Annotated in this window: 14 protein-coding genes; 12 read left to right on the top strand and 2 right to left on the bottom strand. The window is 69.2% G+C overall.

From position 1 onward, the window contains the following. Positions 1-253: 253 nt before the first annotated feature. The 10 genes from ACK3BB_RS00925 (at position 254) to ACK3BB_RS00880 (ending at position 9478) form a co-directional block, all read left to right on the top strand. Positions 254-1027: an N-formylglutamate amidohydrolase gene (locus tag ACK3BB_RS00925; protein ID WP_428926853.1), complete on the top strand. Its 774-nt coding sequence runs from the start codon at positions 254-256 to the stop codon at positions 1025-1027. Continuing rightward, positions 1021-1665, top strand: coding sequence for an isochorismatase family cysteine hydrolase (locus ACK3BB_RS00920; protein ID WP_428926852.1), 645 nt, complete (start codon positions 1021-1023; stop codon positions 1663-1665). Before ACK3BB_RS00925 ends, ACK3BB_RS00920 begins: the two co-directional genes overlap by 7 nt. Beyond that, positions 1662-2966 (top strand): M20 family metallopeptidase, encoded by a 1305-nt coding sequence (locus tag ACK3BB_RS00915; protein WP_428926851.1) that lies wholly within the window; start codon positions 1662-1664, stop codon positions 2964-2966. The genes ACK3BB_RS00920 and ACK3BB_RS00915 overlap by 4 nt, the downstream gene beginning before the upstream one ends. Before the next feature lie 199 nt (positions 2967-3165). Then, on the top strand, positions 3166-4398 hold the full coding sequence (locus ACK3BB_RS00910; RefSeq protein WP_428926850.1) for an ABC transporter substrate-binding protein: 1233 nt from the start codon (positions 3166-3168) through the stop codon (positions 4396-4398). A gap of 5 nt (positions 4399-4403) precedes the next feature. After that, positions 4404-5138: an ABC transporter ATP-binding protein gene (locus ACK3BB_RS00905; RefSeq protein ID WP_428926849.1), complete on the top strand. Its 735-nt coding sequence runs from the start codon at positions 4404-4406 to the stop codon at positions 5136-5138. Then, positions 5135-5857, top strand: coding sequence for an ABC transporter ATP-binding protein (locus ACK3BB_RS00900; protein ID WP_428926848.1), 723 nt, complete (start codon positions 5135-5137; stop codon positions 5855-5857). The genes ACK3BB_RS00905 and ACK3BB_RS00900 overlap by 4 nt, the downstream gene beginning before the upstream one ends. Further along, positions 5857-6726, top strand: coding sequence for a branched-chain amino acid ABC transporter permease (locus tag ACK3BB_RS00895; protein ID WP_428926847.1), 870 nt, complete (start codon positions 5857-5859; stop codon positions 6724-6726). The genes ACK3BB_RS00900 and ACK3BB_RS00895 overlap by 1 nt, the downstream gene beginning before the upstream one ends. Beyond that, complete coding sequence (locus tag ACK3BB_RS00890; RefSeq protein WP_428926846.1) at positions 6723-7679, top strand: branched-chain amino acid ABC transporter permease; 957 nt, start codon at positions 6723-6725, stop codon at positions 7677-7679. Before ACK3BB_RS00895 ends, ACK3BB_RS00890 begins: the two co-directional genes overlap by 4 nt. 10 nt (positions 7680-7689) lie before the next feature. Next, positions 7690-8511 (top strand): alpha/beta fold hydrolase, encoded by an 822-nt coding sequence (locus ACK3BB_RS00885; RefSeq protein ID WP_428926845.1) that lies wholly within the window; start codon positions 7690-7692, stop codon positions 8509-8511. Between the two features lie 361 nt (positions 8512-8872). Beyond that, positions 8873-9478: a class I SAM-dependent DNA methyltransferase gene (locus tag ACK3BB_RS00880; protein WP_428926844.1), complete on the top strand. Its 606-nt coding sequence runs from the start codon at positions 8873-8875 to the stop codon at positions 9476-9478. Positions 9479-9528: 50 nt separating this feature from the next. Here the strand turns inward: ACK3BB_RS00880 and ACK3BB_RS00875 are convergent, their stop codons facing one another. Next, positions 9529-10806: an amidase gene (locus ACK3BB_RS00875; RefSeq protein WP_428926843.1), complete on the bottom strand. Its 1278-nt coding sequence runs from the start codon at positions 10804-10806 to the stop codon at positions 9529-9531. A gap of 464 nt (positions 10807-11270) precedes the next feature. On the opposite strand from ACK3BB_RS00875, the gene ACK3BB_RS00870 reads away from it, so the two are divergent. Together ACK3BB_RS00870 and ACK3BB_RS00865 are read left to right on the top strand one after the other, a co-directional pair. Beyond that, positions 11271-12470 carry an MFS transporter gene (locus ACK3BB_RS00870; RefSeq protein ID WP_428926842.1) on the top strand — a complete coding sequence of 400 codons (1200 nt, stop codon included), beginning with the start codon at positions 11271-11273 and terminating at the stop codon, positions 12468-12470. A gap of 294 nt (positions 12471-12764) precedes the next feature. After that, positions 12765-14339, top strand: coding sequence for a glycosyltransferase family 2 protein (locus ACK3BB_RS00865; protein WP_428926841.1), 1575 nt, complete (start codon positions 12765-12767; stop codon positions 14337-14339). A gap of 66 nt (positions 14340-14405) precedes the next feature. On the opposite strand, the gene ACK3BB_RS00860 is transcribed toward ACK3BB_RS00865, so the two are convergent. Continuing rightward, complete coding sequence (locus ACK3BB_RS00860) at positions 14406-16031, bottom strand: DUF427 domain-containing protein (protein WP_428926840.1); 1626 nt, start codon at positions 16029-16031, stop codon at positions 14406-14408. Positions 16032-16077: the final 46 nt, after the last annotated feature.

Here is a 16077-nt window from a genome sequence, read left to right as displayed (position 1 = left end):
GCCTTGCGCATGCCGACGGGGCAGGCGTCCGCCAGGGGCGGGCGCCACTGTCGCCATGCGTGAAAAATCCCTGCGATTCCAGTAGGAAAACCGGCCGCTTAATGCTTGTGCAACGGCCCCGGAATCGTGAATGTCAAACGAACAGAACCTGTCAAAGTGAACGGATCAATTGACTTTGAAAAAAATTAGTCAACCTTGGGAGCATGAAGACACGCCCCATTCCCCAACGTCGGACCCGGTCGCGGAGGCGCCCGTGCAGGACCTGACCGCGCCGCTGCTCGACCCCGGTGTCGATCCCGACCCGGTCGAGCGCATCGCGGCCCGGGGCGGGCCGCCGGTGCTGCTGGTCTGCGAACATGCCGGCCAGGCGGTGCCCGCGGCGCTGAACGGTCTCGGGCTGGACCGCCAGGCGCTGGACCTGCACGTGGGCTGGGATGTCGGCGCGGCGGGGGTGACCCGGGCCATGGCCGGCGAGCTGGGCTGCGCGGCGGTGCTGCAGCGCTACAGCCGGCTGGTGATCGATTGCAACCGGCCCACCGAGGCGCCCGATGCCATCCCCGAGGTGTCCGACGGCCTGCGCGTGCCGGGCAATGCCGGGCTGACGGCCGCGGACCGGCGGGGCCGGGTGGACGAGATCTTTGCGCCCTACAACGACGCCGTCACCGCCGCCCGGTCCGGCGACCTGCGCATGCTGCTGTCGATCCACAGTTTTACCCCGCGCATGCGCACCAACCCGGCCGACCGGCCCTGGCACATCGGCTTTCTCTGCCGGGGCGACACGGCCACCTCGCAGGCGCTGCTGGATGCCATCGCCGCGCAGCGGCCCGAGATGGTCATGGCCCTGAACGAGCCCTACCAGATCGACGATGCCTCGGACTGGTTCGTGCCCGCCCATGGCGAGGCCTCGGGCCTGCCGCACAGCCTGATCGAGATCCGCCACGACCTGATCCGCACGCCCGAGACACAGGCCGCCATGGCCGCGCTGCTCTGCCGGGCCGTCCGCACCGTACTGGAGACCCAATGCTGACCCGTGACGTACCCCTGCAGCCCGCCAGCTCGGCGCTGCTCTACATCGATGTCCAGAATTTCTCGGCCCGCCGCGACGGGGGCGAATTCAAGGACATGAGCGACGCAGCCTTCGCGGCCGGCTACGGCGCCTTCTTCGACACGTTCGAGGCCGAGACCCTGCCCAACATGCAGCGCCTGCGCACGGCGGCCCGGGCGGCCGGGGTCGAGGTCATGTACACGACGATCGAAAGCCTGACCCTGGACGGGCGCGACCGCAGCCTGGATTACAAGATCACCGGGTTCAACGTGCCCAAGGGGTCCTGGGACGGCCGGCCGCTGGATGCGCTGGCCCCGGGCGAGGACGAGATCTGGCTGCCCAAGTCGTCGTCCTCGGTCTTTGTGTCGACCAACATCGACTATGTGCTGCGCTGCCTGGGCGTGCGCCAGCTGGTGATCTCGGGGTTGATCACCGACCAATGCGTCGAAAGCGCGATCCGCGATGCCTGCGACCTGGGCTACCTGGTGACCCAGGTCACCGATGCCTGCCTGACCTACACGCCGGAACGCCAGGCCAATTCGATCGCGACGATCAAGGGCTATTGCCGCCAGGTGACAACCGACGCGCTGATCGCGGAACTGAAGGAGGCCACGGCATGACCGGTTTGCAAAGCGTCTGGGACGACATCGATGCCACCCCCGAACGGGTGCTGGACCTGACCCGCGAGATGGTGCGCATCCCCTCGGTCAATCCCAAGTTCGAGGCCAAGCAGGGGCTGAACAACGAGGCCCAGGTGGCCGCCCTGGTCGCCGACCGGCTGAAGGCGCTGGGATGCGAAACCGAAAGCTGGGACGCCCTGCCGGGCCGGCCCAATGTCGTCGGCACGTTGCCCGGCAACGAAGAGCGCAGCCTGATCCTGTGCGGCCATATCGACACCGTGCCGGTGGGCAACCAGGCCAATTGGCATGTCGATCCCTTCGGCGGCGAGATCTCTGATGGCAAGCTCTGGGGCCGGGGGTCGGTCGACATGAAGGCCGGGCTGGCCGCCTGCATCGCCGCGCTGGAAGCCATCCGGGCGGCGGGCATCACCCTGGACGGGCGGGTGTCGGTGCATGCGGTTGTCGATGAAGAGGCCGGCGGGTTCGGGGCGATGGATGCCGTGGCCCGGGGGCACCTGGCCCGCAACGCGATCATCGCCGAACCGACCTGGGACAAGGTCGTGCCGGCGGAAGGCGGGCTGGAATGGGTGCGCGTCACGCTGATCGGCCGGTCGGGCCATGCAGGCATGCGCTACAACGACATCTTCCCCCAGCCCGACGTGCCCGGGCGGCTGGTGCCAGCGGTCAACGCGATCGAGATCGCCGCCCGCTTCCTGGCCGCGCTGAAGGAATTCGAGGCCTCGCGCTGCCGCAACAATTACCATCCGCTCTGCCCGCCGGGCCTGTCGACGATCAACCCCGGCGTGATCCATGGCGGCGTGGGCATCGGCGAGGACGGCCTGCCGCTGATCCGCACCAACCCGGCGATGACGCCGGACCGGGTGACGCTGGACCTGGACCTGAAATTCCTGCCCCACGAAAACTCGGCCGAGGTGCGCAAGGGGTTCGAGGATTTCGTTGCCGCCTTTGCCGCGCTCGATCCCTGGACGGCGGCGCATCCGCCGCTGGTCGAATGGGAGCTGGGCGGGCTGCATTTCCCGCCGATGGACACGCCGGTCGATCACCCGCTGGTCACGTCGCTGGTCGGCCATCACACGGCCCTGGGCGCGGCGCCGGAGATCCGTGGTTTCGACGCGGTGACCGATGCGGCCCATTACGCCGGGGCCGGGGTCGATGCCTGCATCTACGGGCCGTCGGGCGACGGGTTCCACGGTGACAACGAATTTGTCGACGTGGCCTCGCTGCACAAGACGACCAAGGTCATCGCGGCGGCCATCCTGGACATCTGCGGCACCCGCTAGGCCGCGCCGGGCCCCGGGGGCGGGGGCCATGCAAGCCAACAGCTTCCGGCAAACAGCTTCCGGCATACAGCATCCGGAACGGGCCGGTTACGCGAGACCGAACATCCGGCACGGGCCGGCCAGACACCCGGGGAAACACCCGGCGCAGACCGGTCCCGCACACAAGAAACAGAACATCCCAACACGGAGAACAACGACAATGCTCAAGCGCAGAACCTTCCTTGCCTCCACGGCCCTGGTCGCCGGCCTGGCCATGCCCGGCCTGGCCGCGGCCGAGGTCGTCAAGATCGGCGTGCTGGCCCCGGTGTCCGGCCCCGCCGCGGCCGATGGCCAGGAAATGGTCAACGGTGCCCAGCTGGCCGTCGATCAGCTCAACGCCGCCGGTGGCATCGGTGATTACACCTTTGAACTGGTCGTCGGCGATGCGGCCGACCAGAGCGCCGCGGCCGTGGCCACCGCCGCCGAGCGCCTGCTGAGCGACCGCGACATGGGCGCCATCGTGACGGGCTATGCCTCGGGCTCGAACTTCGAGATCGAGATGATGGCCGAGATGGAAATGATCTACCTGGTCTCGGCCAACTCGGCCCAGACCCGCGACATCATCTCCGAAGACCCGGACGCCTTTCCGACGGTCTGGTCCTTCTCGCCGTCCTTCGACGCCTACAACACCGGCGTGCTGCCGGTCATCGAAGGGCTGATCGCCGAAGGCCAGGTGGCCGTCGACGACAAGTCGCTGGCCCTGATCTCGTCGGACAACCCCTATTCCAAGACCATCGCCGAAGGCCTGGTCGAAAGCTTCGAGGCCGCCGGCTGGGAGATCATGGTCAATGACCTGGTGCCCTTTGGCGAGGTCGGCGACTGGCGCGGTTTCCTGGCCAAGGTCCGGCAGGATCCGCCGGCCGTGGTCATCAACACCGATTACCTGCCGGGCAATGCCGCGGCCTTCATGTCGCAATTCATGGAACAGCCGACCGACAGCCTGGTCTTCATCCAGTATGCGCCGTCGGTGCCCGAGTTCCTCGACCTGACCGCCGGCAATTCCTCGGGCGTGCTGTACAACATGCTGGGCGGCACCCTGCCGGGCAGCGCCTCTGAACGTGCGGCCCAGGTCGTCGGCGATTACGAAACCGCCTTCTCGGCGACGCCGGGGGTCTATGGCCCGATGCTCTACGAAGAGGTCATGCTCTATGCCGAGGCGCTGCGCGCCGTGGGTGACCCGGCCGACCGGGTGGCCATCGGCGAATGGATCGGCGCGTCCAGCACCGACACGGCGGCGGGCAAGCTGGAATTCGATCCGGCCACCCACCTGGCCGTTCAGGGCCCCGACAACATCCCGCTGCAGTTCTACCAGATCCAGGACGGCGAACGTGCGCTCTTCTCGCCCGCGGCCTATGCCGATGGTGCCTTCGTCGCACCGCCCTGGATGGAGTGACGGCCATGCCGGACCCGATCCTATCGCTCAGGGGCGTCACCAAGACCTTCGGCGGCCTGACCGCCGTCAACGATGTCAGTTTCGACGTCGAACGAGGCGAGATCTTTGGTGTCGCGGGCCCGAACGGGTCCGGCAAGAGTACCCTTTTCAATTGCATCACCGGTATCCCCTTCGGCCCGTCCGGCGGGGAGATCACCTTTGACGGGCAGCGCATCGACGGCATGCGCCCGCACCGGATCTTTCGGGCCGGGCTGTCGCGCACCTTTCAGAAGGACGCCGAGTTCCCCGACCTGACCGCCGGCGAGACCGCCGCCCTGGGAGGCCATTACGGCGGCGCCCTGCGCGGGGCGGCGCTGCGCGACGCGGCCGAGGCGGCGCTGGACCTGGTGCAGTTCGACGCCGACCGGCGCGACATGCGCACGGCCGACCTGTCGGTCTATGGCAAGAAACAACTGATGATCGCCTCGGCCCTGGTGGCCGGTCCGGCGATCCTGATGCTGGACGAACCGGCTTCGGGCCTGACCCGGCCCGAGATCGCCGCGCTGGACGAACTGCTGGTGCAGGTCAACCGCGCCGGCGTGACGATCATCATCATCGAACATGTCCTCGGCCTGTTGCTGTCGGTCAGCCAGCGCCTGCTGGTGCTGAACCAGGGCGCGGTGCTGACCCAGGGAGACCCGCAGGAGGTCATCCGCGATCAGCGCGTGGTCGAGGCCTACCTGGGGGCGGCAGCGGCATGACCCGGCTTCTCGACGTGACCGGCCTGCGGGCCGGATATGCCACCGTGCCGGTGCTGCACGGCATCGACATTCACCTGGACGCCGGCGAGGCCATCGGGCTTTTCGGGCCGAACGGCCATGGCAAGACCACCCTGCTGCACACGATTTCCGGGCTGCTCACGCCCACCGAAGGCACGATCCGCTTCGACGGTCAGGACATCGCCGGGGCCAAGCCGTCGGCCATCGTCGCGGCGGGGCTGGTGCAGGCCCAGCAGGGCAACACGCTGTTCGGCGACATGGGCGTCGAAGAGACGCTGGAACTGGCGGCCTTCTGCCCGCGCGCCCGTGACGGCTGGCGGGCCCGGCTGGACGAGGTCCATTCCCTGTTTCCGCGCCTGGCCGAACGGCGCCGGCAACGGGCGCGGACCCTGTCGGGCGGTGAACGCCAGATGCTGTCGATCGGCTGCGCGCTGATGTGCAATCCGCGGCTGCTGATCCTCGACGAGCCGACGCTGGGCCTGTCGCCCCGGCTGAAGGGAGAATTGCGCGAGGCCATCGCGGCCATCGCGGCCAAGGGCGTGCCGCTGATCGTGGTCGAACAGGACGTGGAATTCCTCATTGCCCTGTCCGACCGGCTGTACCTGGTCGAACAGGGCGAGGTGGCCAGCGAGATCAACCGCGACAACGCGCCGGATCACAAGGAAATCATGGACATGTACTTCGGCGAGCAGGCGCATTGATGGACGGCGTACTCATTCCCACGCTGGTGTCCGGGCTGCTGCTCGGATCGCTCTACGCGCTGATGGCCTCGGGGCTCAGCCTGATCTGGACGACGCTGGGCGTCTTCAACTTTGCCCATGGCGCGCTGATGACCCTGGCCGCCTACGTGGCCTGGACCCTGTCCGAGCAGCTGCAGCTGGGCCTGCTGGCCGGTTTCGTCGGGGGCATCGGTGCGGCGGTCGTGGCCGGCGTGCTGATCGAGCTGCTGCTGGTCCGCCCGTTCTATGGCAATCGCAACATGATGCTGATCACCGTGATGACCACGCTGGCGGCCTCGACCATCCTGGAACGCGGGATCTCGATCATCTGGGGTCCGCGCCTGAAACAGCTGCCCCGGGTTGTCGAAGGCCAGGTCAGCATCCTGGGCGCGCCGGTCTCGGCCCATGAGGCGCTGATCATCGTGCTGGCCCCGGCCGTCCTGCTGGCCCTGTGGTGGTACACCGGCAAGACCCGCAGCGGCCGGTCGCTGCGCGCGGTGGGCCAGAACCGGTCGTCGGCCGCGCTGATCGGCATCGACGTGCCGCGCACCTTCTCGCTGGCCTTCGGCCTGTCGGCCGCCCTGGCCGGGCTGACCGGCGTTCTGCTGGGCTCGATCCGCTTCGTCACCCCCGGGCTGGGGGCCGATCCGCTGGTCAATGCCATGATCGTCGTGATCTTTGGCGGGCTGGGCAGCCTGGGCGCCACCGCCGGCGCGGCCTATGTCATCGGCCTGCTCGAAGCCCTGCTGGTGCTCTGGCTCGGGCTCTACTGGACGCCTTCGGTGCTGTTCGTCGCGCTGATCCTCGTCCTCGTCTTCAGACCCAACGGCTTGTTCGGGAGAACCGCATGACCCGCAAACAGGGATATGTCGCGCTGGCCGCGCTGGTCGTGCTGGCGCTGGTGCCGGCCGTCGTGACCGACAGCTACACCCGCCACATCTTCATCATCGCCTTCATCTACGGCACCGTGGCGGTCAACTGGGACCTCAGCCTGGGCCTGGGCGGGCTGTTCAACTTCGGCCATCTCGCCTTTTTCGGCATCGGTGTCTACACGGCGGCCATCCTGACCACCGCGACCGACCTGTCGCCCTGGCTGGCCATCCCGGCGGGGGGCATCACCGCCGCCCTGGCCGCCCTGCTGATCGCCCTGCCGGTCGCCCGGCTGCAGGGCATCTACGTCGTGCTTGTCACCTTTGCCTTCGGCCAGCTCTGCATGCAGATCGTGCTGAGCCAGGGCGATTTGACCGGCGGGGCCGAGGGGCTGGTGCGGCTGCCCTACCTGCGGATCGGAGATTACGCCTTCATCCGCGATTTCCGCTTTGCCTATTACTATGTCGCCCTGGGCCTGCTGACCGTGTCGGTCATCGCCCTGCTGGCCCTGGTGCGCTCGCCCTTCGGCAAGTCGCTGCGGGCGGTGCGCGACAATCCCGACTATGCCGCCGCCCGCGGCATCTCGGTCGCCCGGCAACGGATGCTGGTGCTCGTGGCCTCGGCCGTCTTCACGGGCATCGCCGGCGGGTTCTATGCCATCTACCTGCGCGTGGCCTCGCCCGAGGTCTTCGGCTTTTCCGTGGCCACGCTGATCCTGTCCATGGTGCTGATCGGCGGGGCCGGGTCGATCCTGGGCCCGGTGCTGGCCGCCCTGGCCCTGACCTTTGCCACCGAGGCGATGGCCGGCATTCGCGGGCTGGAAGAGGCGCGGTTCATCGTCGTGGCCGTGGCCATGATCCTGGTGCTGCGCATCGCGCCCGGCGGGGCAATCGACATTTTCGGCCGTCTCCTGGCCACGCGACACAAGACATGAGGACATCACCATGAACACCCACCGGATCGACACGTCACACGCCAGCATTGCCGTCAGCGACACCGGGGGCGACGGCCCGGTCCTGCTGATGATCCACGGCAATTCCTCCTGCCGCCAGGTCTTTCGCAACCAGCTGGACGGGGACATCGGCCAGGCCTTCCGCTGCATCGCCTTCGACCTGCCGGGCCATGGCGAGAGCGGTGATGCCACCGACCCCGAGCGCACCTACTGGATGCCCGGCTATGCCGAGACGGCGATCGAGGTCATGCAGGCGCTCGACATCCCGGCCTATGCCGTCCTGGGCTGGTCGCTGGGCGGCCATATCGGGCTTGAGATGATGTCCCGCAGCCCGGCGCTGACCGGGCTGATGATCTCGGGCACGCCGCCCTTCGCCGCCACGTCCGAGTCGCTGGACGCCGGGTTCAAGCCCAGCGAGCACATGGGGCTGGCCGGGCAGGAGGTCTTTACCGAACAGGACGTGTCCGACTATGCCCATTCGACCTGTGGCGAGAATGCCCCGTTCGAGCCCTTCCTGCTGGAGGCCGTGGCCCGCACCGACGGCCGGGCGCGGCGGTTGATGTTCGAACGCATCCTGGCGCCCGAGGCGGCCGACCAGCAGGCCATCGCCCTGGCCAGCCCGGTGCCCCTGGCCATCGTCAACGGCGAGGAAGACGTGTTCATCAACAACGATTTCATTGCCGGGCTGCCTTACAAGAACCTCTGGGAAGACACCGTGCACCGCCTGCCCGGGATCGGCCATGCGCCGTTCTGGGAAGTGCCCGAGACCTTCGATCCCTACCTGCGCCGGTTCATGGCCGCGCTGCAGGGCTGATCCCCCGGGGGGCGCCTGCCGCCCCCCGATTTGGCCAGGTCCTGTCCTGCGTCTAGCCCCCGGGTCCTTTCCGGCCCCAGGCTCGCGATTGCCCGGTCCTGTCGGGCCTTTGCCTGACCGATCTCCCCATCTCGCCCGACTTTCAGCCCCGGTCCTGTCCGGCCTGCGGCCCCTTCCTGCCCCCCGGTACGCCCCAGTCCTGTCCGGCCCGCGCCCCCCGTCTTATCCGCCGTTTGACTGTGCGACCCTGCCCGGTGTCTGCCCCCACTCCGCCCCGGCCCAGCCCGGCGGGGCTGGCGCCACCCGACCCCGCCGGGCTATAGGAGCGCCCGAAGCCAGGTCAGCACAGGGTGGCACACCGATGATCCCCGATCCCGACGACACGCGCGATGTCTATGAACGCCAGGCCGCGCAATACGATGCCGCCCGGTCGCGGGCCCTGTTCGAGGCCAAGTGGCTGGCGCGGTTCACCGCCAGCCTCGCGCCCGGCGCCCGGGTTCTGGACCTGGGCTGCGGCACCGGAGACCCCATCGCGCGCTGGTTCATCATGGAAGGGTTCCGCGTCACCGGCGTGGATTTCGCCGAGGCCATGCTCGACATCGCCCGGGGCCGCTGGCCCGATGGCGACTGGCGCCAGGGCGACATGCGCGCGCTGGACCTGCCCGACCGGTTCGGCGGGATCATCGCCTGGGACAGCTTCTTTCACCTGCGCCCCGAGGAACAGACCGCCTGCATCGCCCGCATTGCCCGCCACCTCGAACCGGGCGGCAGTTTCCTGACCACCGTCGGCCCCGGCGCCGGGGCGGTCAGCGGGACGGTCGGGGCCGAACGGGTCTACCACGCCTCGCTGTCGCCTGCGGCTTATGCCCGCTGCCTGGAAGACAACGGCATGCGCCTGACCGGTTTCATGGCCAAGGATCCCGACACCCAGGATCATTCGGTGCTGATGGCCCGCAAGGACGGCTGATCGCCGCCCCCTCGGCCCGCCCCGCGCTTAGCCCTCGGCCCGCCCCGCGCTTAGCCCTCGGCCCGGGCCGCGGCGAATGCCGCCCCGGCCAGCCTGGCCACGGCGATCGCCCGGCGATCCTCGTAGCGCCGGGCCACGAAGGACACGCCGATCGGCATGCCCGCCGGCCCGGTCAGCCCCGGGGCCGAGACCACCGGCACCTGCAACAGCGTCCACATCGAGTTCATCGAGGCATCGCCGGTGCTGTCCAGCCCCAGCGGCGCCTCGCCCGTCGCGCTGGGGGTCATGACGATGTCGAACTCCGCCGCGATGTCGTCGAACTGGCCCCGGCATGCGTCGGCCAGTCGATAGGCTGCCCGCAGGCTGTCGGGCGTCTCGCCCCGGCGGTTCTCGACCTTGGCCCGGAACTCGTCGTGGATGTCCGGCGTCGTGCGCACCTCGTTCAGCAGCGCCGCGCGGCCTTCGCAATCCAGGATCGACGCATGGGCCTCGGCCAGCCCGTCGAAGGGCGCGGGCAGGGCGACCTCGGTGACCTGCGCACCGGCGGCCTCCAGCAGGGCAATGGCGTTATCCATCGTGGCCGCGACCGACGGTTCGCACAGGGGCCAGGTCGGGGTTTTCATGAAGGCCACCCTGAGCCCGGCGAGGCCGGCCGGAAGGTCGGACAAGCCGAACAGCCCGAAGACATCGGCCAGGATTTCGAAATCGCCGGCGTCGCGGGAATAGAGCCCCAGCGTGTCGCAGGTGGCCGAATACATCTTCAGCCCCTCGCGGCTGATCGCGTTCCACGTCGGTTTCCAACCCCATACCCCGTTGTAGGACGCCGGGCGGATCGTCGAGCCGCCGGTCTGGGTGCCAAGCGCCAGGCTGGCCATGCCCGCGGCCACCGCCGCCCCCGATCCCGATGACGACCCGCCGGGCGTGCGCGCCGGGTCCAGCGGGTTGCGCGTGACCGATCCGCGCTGGGTAAAGGCAAATTCGGTCGTCACCGTCTTGCCCACGATCAGCGCCCCGGCCTGGCGCAGGGTGTCGACACAGGCCGCGTCGACACCCGGGCGGCTGCCCGCATAGCGCGGCGAATTGTGCTGGGTCGGCATGTCGCGGGTGTTGATCACGTCCTTCACGCCCACCGGCACCCCGTGCAGCGGCCCGCGCTCGGGCCGGGCATCCAGCGCCGCCGCCTGGGCGCGCAGGGCCTCGGCGTCGAACCAGGCCCAGGCCCGGACCTCGGGCTCGCGGGCCGCGATCGCTGTGATGATGGTCTCCGCGGTGTCGGTCGCGGACAGGCCCCGGGCGCGAATGGTCGCGGCGGTCATCTGGTCGGGCATGGTGGATCTCCTTTCGCCGGATCCTGCCACGATGCCACGACCGGGGAAATGCCGCGCCGCAGCTTTCCTCAGCCGCCGGGTGAGATTTCCTCACGCCCGGTTCGTGGCCCCGCGCAGGCCCGTTTTGCGCCCGCCGCCCACGACAATGTGAAGACCCCGGCCCGCCGCGCCGTCCCCGCGCCGCCGCCGCCCACCATGGCCCCTCCCGGCCAAGCGCCCGGCCATGCCACACCCGCTTCGCCCTTTGGAACAGGGCCTTCCGCCGCTCGGTCCGCCCCGCCCGCCGCCTGTCCCGGGTCGGCGGACGTGTTTGCGCAAACGTGCCGGGCGGCCTGCCCTGACCTCACCGCATAGCGACTATGCGACGCGGCCCCATAGGCAGCGGCCCCGAGGTTGCATAGCGTTGGAGTTGCTGCGGTGCAGAGAATGCGCCGTGGCTTCCACACAGCCACGGAGTACGACCGATGTCGCCCGACGCACGCCAGGGCCAGATGGCCATCCTGTCCTTCGCCCTTGGTGCCTTTGCCATCGGGGTGTCGGAATTCGCTTCGATGGGTCTTCTGCCCTATTACGCCGCCGACCTGGGCATTGCCGACCACGAGGCCGGCCACGCCGTCAGCGCCTATGCCATCGGCGTGGTGATCGGCGCGCCTGTGCTGGCCGTGCTGGGTGCGCGCCTGCCGCGCAAGGCCTTCCTGATGATGCTGATCGCGGGCTTTGCCCTGGCCAACCTGGCCGGAGCCGTGGCCCCCGATGCCACGACCCTGATCGGCAGCCGTTTCCTGGCCGGCCTGCCCCATGGCGCCTTCCTCGGCGTGGCCATGCTGGCCGCGGCCGACATGATGCCCAAGGGCCAGCGCGCAGCGGGTGTGGCCAAGGTGCTGATGGGCCTGACCATTGCCAATGTCATCGGCGTGCCCGCCGCCGGCGCCCTGGGCCAGGCCATCGGCTGGCGCAGCATGTATGTCATCGTCGGCGTTCTGGCCCTGGCCTCGGTGGCCATGATGGGCCGTTTTGCCCCGGCCACCGCCCCGGCCCAGGGTGCCTCGCCGCTCAAGGAGCTGGGCGCGCTGAAGAACCGGGCGGTCTGGCTGACCCTGCTGGTCGGCGCCGTGGGCTTCGGCGGGGTCTTTGCCGTCTACAGCTATTTCTCGGCGGCCATGATCGACGCCGCCGGCGCTCCGGCCTGGGCCATTCCGCTGTCGCTGTCGCTCTTCGGCATCGGCGCGACGATCGGCAACTGGTTTGCCGGACGCCTGGCCTCGTGGTCGCGCATGGGCGGCACGCTGGTCCTGCTGGCCGGCATGATGGTGACCTCGGCGGCCTATGCGCTGATCGTCGGCAACTGGCCCCTGATGGCCGTGATGATCTTTCTGCTGGGCACCACCGCCGGGCTGGTCATCCCGTTGCAGATGCGCCTGATGGACGTGGCCGGCGAGGCCCAGACCCTGGCCGCCGCGCTGAACCACGCGGCCTTCAACTTTGCCAATGCGCTGGGGCCGTTCCTGGCCGGGCTGGCCCTGTCGGCCGGCGCGGGCTGGGCGGCCACGGGCTGGGTCGGTGCTGCCCTGTCGGCCGCCGGGATCGCCGTTCTGGCCCTGGCCTGGGCCGAGGGCCGGCGCAACGACGGCACCCGGCTTGGCATGGCCGTGCCCGCCGCATAGGGCGACATGATCCACCGGTCTCCGCGACCGGCACAAGGGCCACCCCGGCTTGCCGGGCGTGGCCCTTCCTGTATTTGCAGTGCCGCGACGCCGCGCTGCCCGGCCCAATCGGCCACCCGTGCCCCGGCCCGGTGCAAATTGACGTTTGGTAAAGCCGGGCAATCCGTGCCTAGATGGCCGGGCCGGCCGGCCACCGGCCCGACCGATTCAGGGGAGAGGATCGGCCCGGGCCGACAGGTCGGCGCCAGGAGGGGGCCGCAAAGGGCCGCACGACGGAGTTCATGGGGGGATCACATGGCAGCAGTCCTGTTCTCGGCAATGCAGAACGATGCGCCGTTCCTCCTGGAATGGATCGCCTATCACCGGGCGATCGGCTTTGAGCGCATCGTCATCGCCACCGGCAATGCCCGCGACCAGACGCCCGAGATGCTCGACCGGCTGAGCGCGGCGGGGATCATCGCCCATCACCGTGTCGAAGCCCCGGGCGCCGGGGCCCTGCAGGCCCACGTGGCCGGGCTCTCCCGCGATCCGGCGATCCTGGCCGATGGCGATTGGGCGCTGTTCCTGGGCGTCGACGAATTCCTCGACGTGCGCACGGGCGACGGGCGGCTGGCCGACCTGCTGGCACTTGTGGACGGTGACGACCGGCTGGGCATGCTGATCAACTGGCGGATCTTCGGCGATTCCGGCCAGCCGCATTTCCGCGGGCGGTACATCAGCGACGATTACACCGGCTGCGATGCCGGCCTGCATGAAACCAAGTTCCGCATGCTATTCCGCAAGGGGGCGGATGCGCCGGGCCTGTCGACCGGACTGCAAATGTGCCAGCTGGCACCCGGCGGCCCCGATGCGGCACCCGTCGACGCCGCGCGGATCCTGGCGCCCGATGGCCAGGGGCTGGACAGCCGCGACTGGGCCAGCGCCGGCCCCTTTGCCCCGGGCGTGGCGCAATGGCTGGCCGGTTCCGGCGCCGAGTTCGCCTTTCTGCCGGGCCATGTCGATCCCGCTGCCCCGGCCCAGGTCAACCGCTACATGGTCGGCGATCCCCATACCTTCACGCGCAAGACCCGCCAGCGCGGCCGGTCGGTGCTGATGGGCGACAGGGCCCTGCGCAACACGCGATTTTACCACAAGTGGAACCGGAACGAGGCCCGGGACCGGTCGATCCTGCGCTGGCAGGAGGCCACGGGCGCCGAGATGCAGGCCCTGGCCGAGCTGGCCGGGCTGGACGACCTGCTTGACGCGGCGCGGGCCGATTACATGCAGGGCCAGGACAGGTCGCTGCGCGACATCGAATTCCACCTGACCTTTCCCCGCGACGAGGCGGCCTTTATCCGCGAAAGATACGCGGCCTCGGACCTGATCTTTGAATATGGCAGCGGCGGGTCGACGGTGCTGGCCGCCCGGCTGGGCCGGCCCGTCGTGTCGGTCGAGACCGACGAGACCTATGCCGATGGCGTGGCCCATGCCCTGGCCCGCGAACCCGAGCGGGCCGAGCTGACAGAGGTCTTGTGGGTCAACCTGGGCCAGATCGCCGAATGGGGCTATCCGCGCGACAACAGCCGGATGCGCGATTTCTACCTGTATCCGACACGCGTCTGGGAGACCCATGGCGACCGGCTGCCCGACACGGTGCTGGTGGACGGGCGCATGCGGATGGCCTGTTTCCTGGCCACGCTGGCGCTGACCCGGCAGCCGCTGACGCTGCTGTTCGACGATTACCATGCCCGGCGGAAATACAGCCGGGTCGAAACCCTGCTGAAACCGGTCGACAAGGTCGGACGGATGGCCGTGTTCGACGTGACGCCCGGTCTGGTCACCATGCAGGATTTCGGGACCTTCATCCCCTGGTTCTTCGACCTCGACTGACCGGCCTGCCCAAACGCGAAAGACCACGCCGGGCGGGCGTGGCGGGAAACGGCCGGGGCGGGGGGATCAGCCGCGCATCTGGTCGGCGGGGATCTCGGGCAGGGCCAGGACGGGCGGCAGGGGCAGGGCCTCGCCGCTGCCGACGGCAAAGCTGACCACCGGCCGCGAGACATTGTGCAGCCGTAGCGGGCCCAGCGGCCGGGCATCGGGCGTGGCTCCGGCGATGTCTTCGGTCACGACGATGCGCTCGTTCACGCCCTTGCCGTAATCGCCCAGGCGCGCGGCGATATTGGCCGGCTGTCCGATCACCGTGAAATCCAGCCGTTCCTGGGAACCGACATTGCCATAGGTCACCCGCCCGAACGCCACGCCGATGGCGCAATCCAGCCTTTGGCCCCCGGCCTGCGGCCCCGGCGCGTCCAGCTCGGCCACGATGGCCCGGGCCGCGGCCAGCGCCCGGGCGCGGGCCTGGTCGGGGGCATCGCCGGCCGGAAAGACGGCCAGCACGGCATCCCCGATGAATTTCAGCACTTCGCCGCCCTCGGCCACGATCCGCGCCGACACCGTGTCGAAGAACCCGTTGAGCAGCTCGATGTAATCGGCCCGGCCCAGCCGTTCCTCGAGTAGCGAGCTTTCCCGCAGGTCGCAGAACATGATCGCCGCGTCGATCTCGTCGCCGTCGCCGCGCCGGATCTCGCCGCCCAGCACCCGCGCGCCGGTGCGCTTGCCGACATAGGTTTCCAGCAGCGATTGCGCCGTGGCCTGCAGGGTGAAGACTTCGAGATAGCGGCTGAGCACGGCCGAAATTTCGAAGATCAGGCCGAGATCGGCGGTGGAAAACCCGTCGGGATGATCGCTGGTCAGGGTCAGCACGTTGATCCGCCCGTCCGAGAACCGCAGGGGCATGGCCACGTAATCGGTCGCGCCCATGGCGCGCAGGTCCTCGATGATCGGAAAGCTGCCGGCGCCCGGTTCGGCGCCGATCTTCTGGCGCACGCCACCCAGCCCGTTGGACACGTGGCGCAGCGGGCTGGACAGGTATTCGGGGTGGGTGTGGATGTCGTAGCTGGGGGCCATGACATCGACCTGGCCGGTCTCGCGCGACCACAGGTAGCGCCGGCCGGCAATCATCGGATGCAGCGACCAGACCAGGACGGCCAGCCGCGACACGGCCATGCCGTTGTCCTGCAACCGCTGGGCCAGGCTGGCCAGCAGGTCCTCGGCCGTGTCGATCAGCGCGGCCTCGCGCAGCAGCCAATCGACGATCGGCCCGGTCAGCGCCCCGCCCGACGGCGGGTGGATGCGGTTTTCGCCCAGGTCGAAATCGGTGGCGATGCCCGGCATGAAGGCCACGTAGCCTTCGACCTCGGCGGCCTCGGGCAGGGCATGGGCATAGCTCCAGACCGCGTTCTTCAGGGTCTCGCCGCCGACGGTCGCATCGAGATATTCGGCCGTGCCCTTGAACGGGCAGAAGCTTTGCAGGTCGGTCGGCGCGCAGGCGCACAGCGCGAGATCCTCGCGCGGGAAATAGATCGCGGCAGGCAGGCGGGTTTCGTACATCACCTTGGCCCGGGTGCTGGTTGCCAGCACCTTGCCATTGCGCAGCGCGCTCACCCGGCCCTTCAGGGGCTCGACGGTGATTCCGTAATGGGCGTCGGAAAGTGTGGCGGAAATGTTGGCGCGCACGTTCATGGGCCAGTCCCCCTGTCCTGTTGGGTCAGGTGCAGATGGGGGCTGG

The sequence above is a fragment of the Marinibacterium sp. SX1 genome (assembly GCF_050389775.1).
In the GTDB taxonomy this organism is placed as follows: domain Bacteria; phylum Pseudomonadota; class Alphaproteobacteria; order Rhodobacterales; family Rhodobacteraceae; genus Marinibacterium.
This window is presented reverse-complemented; position numbering and strand designations above follow the sequence as displayed.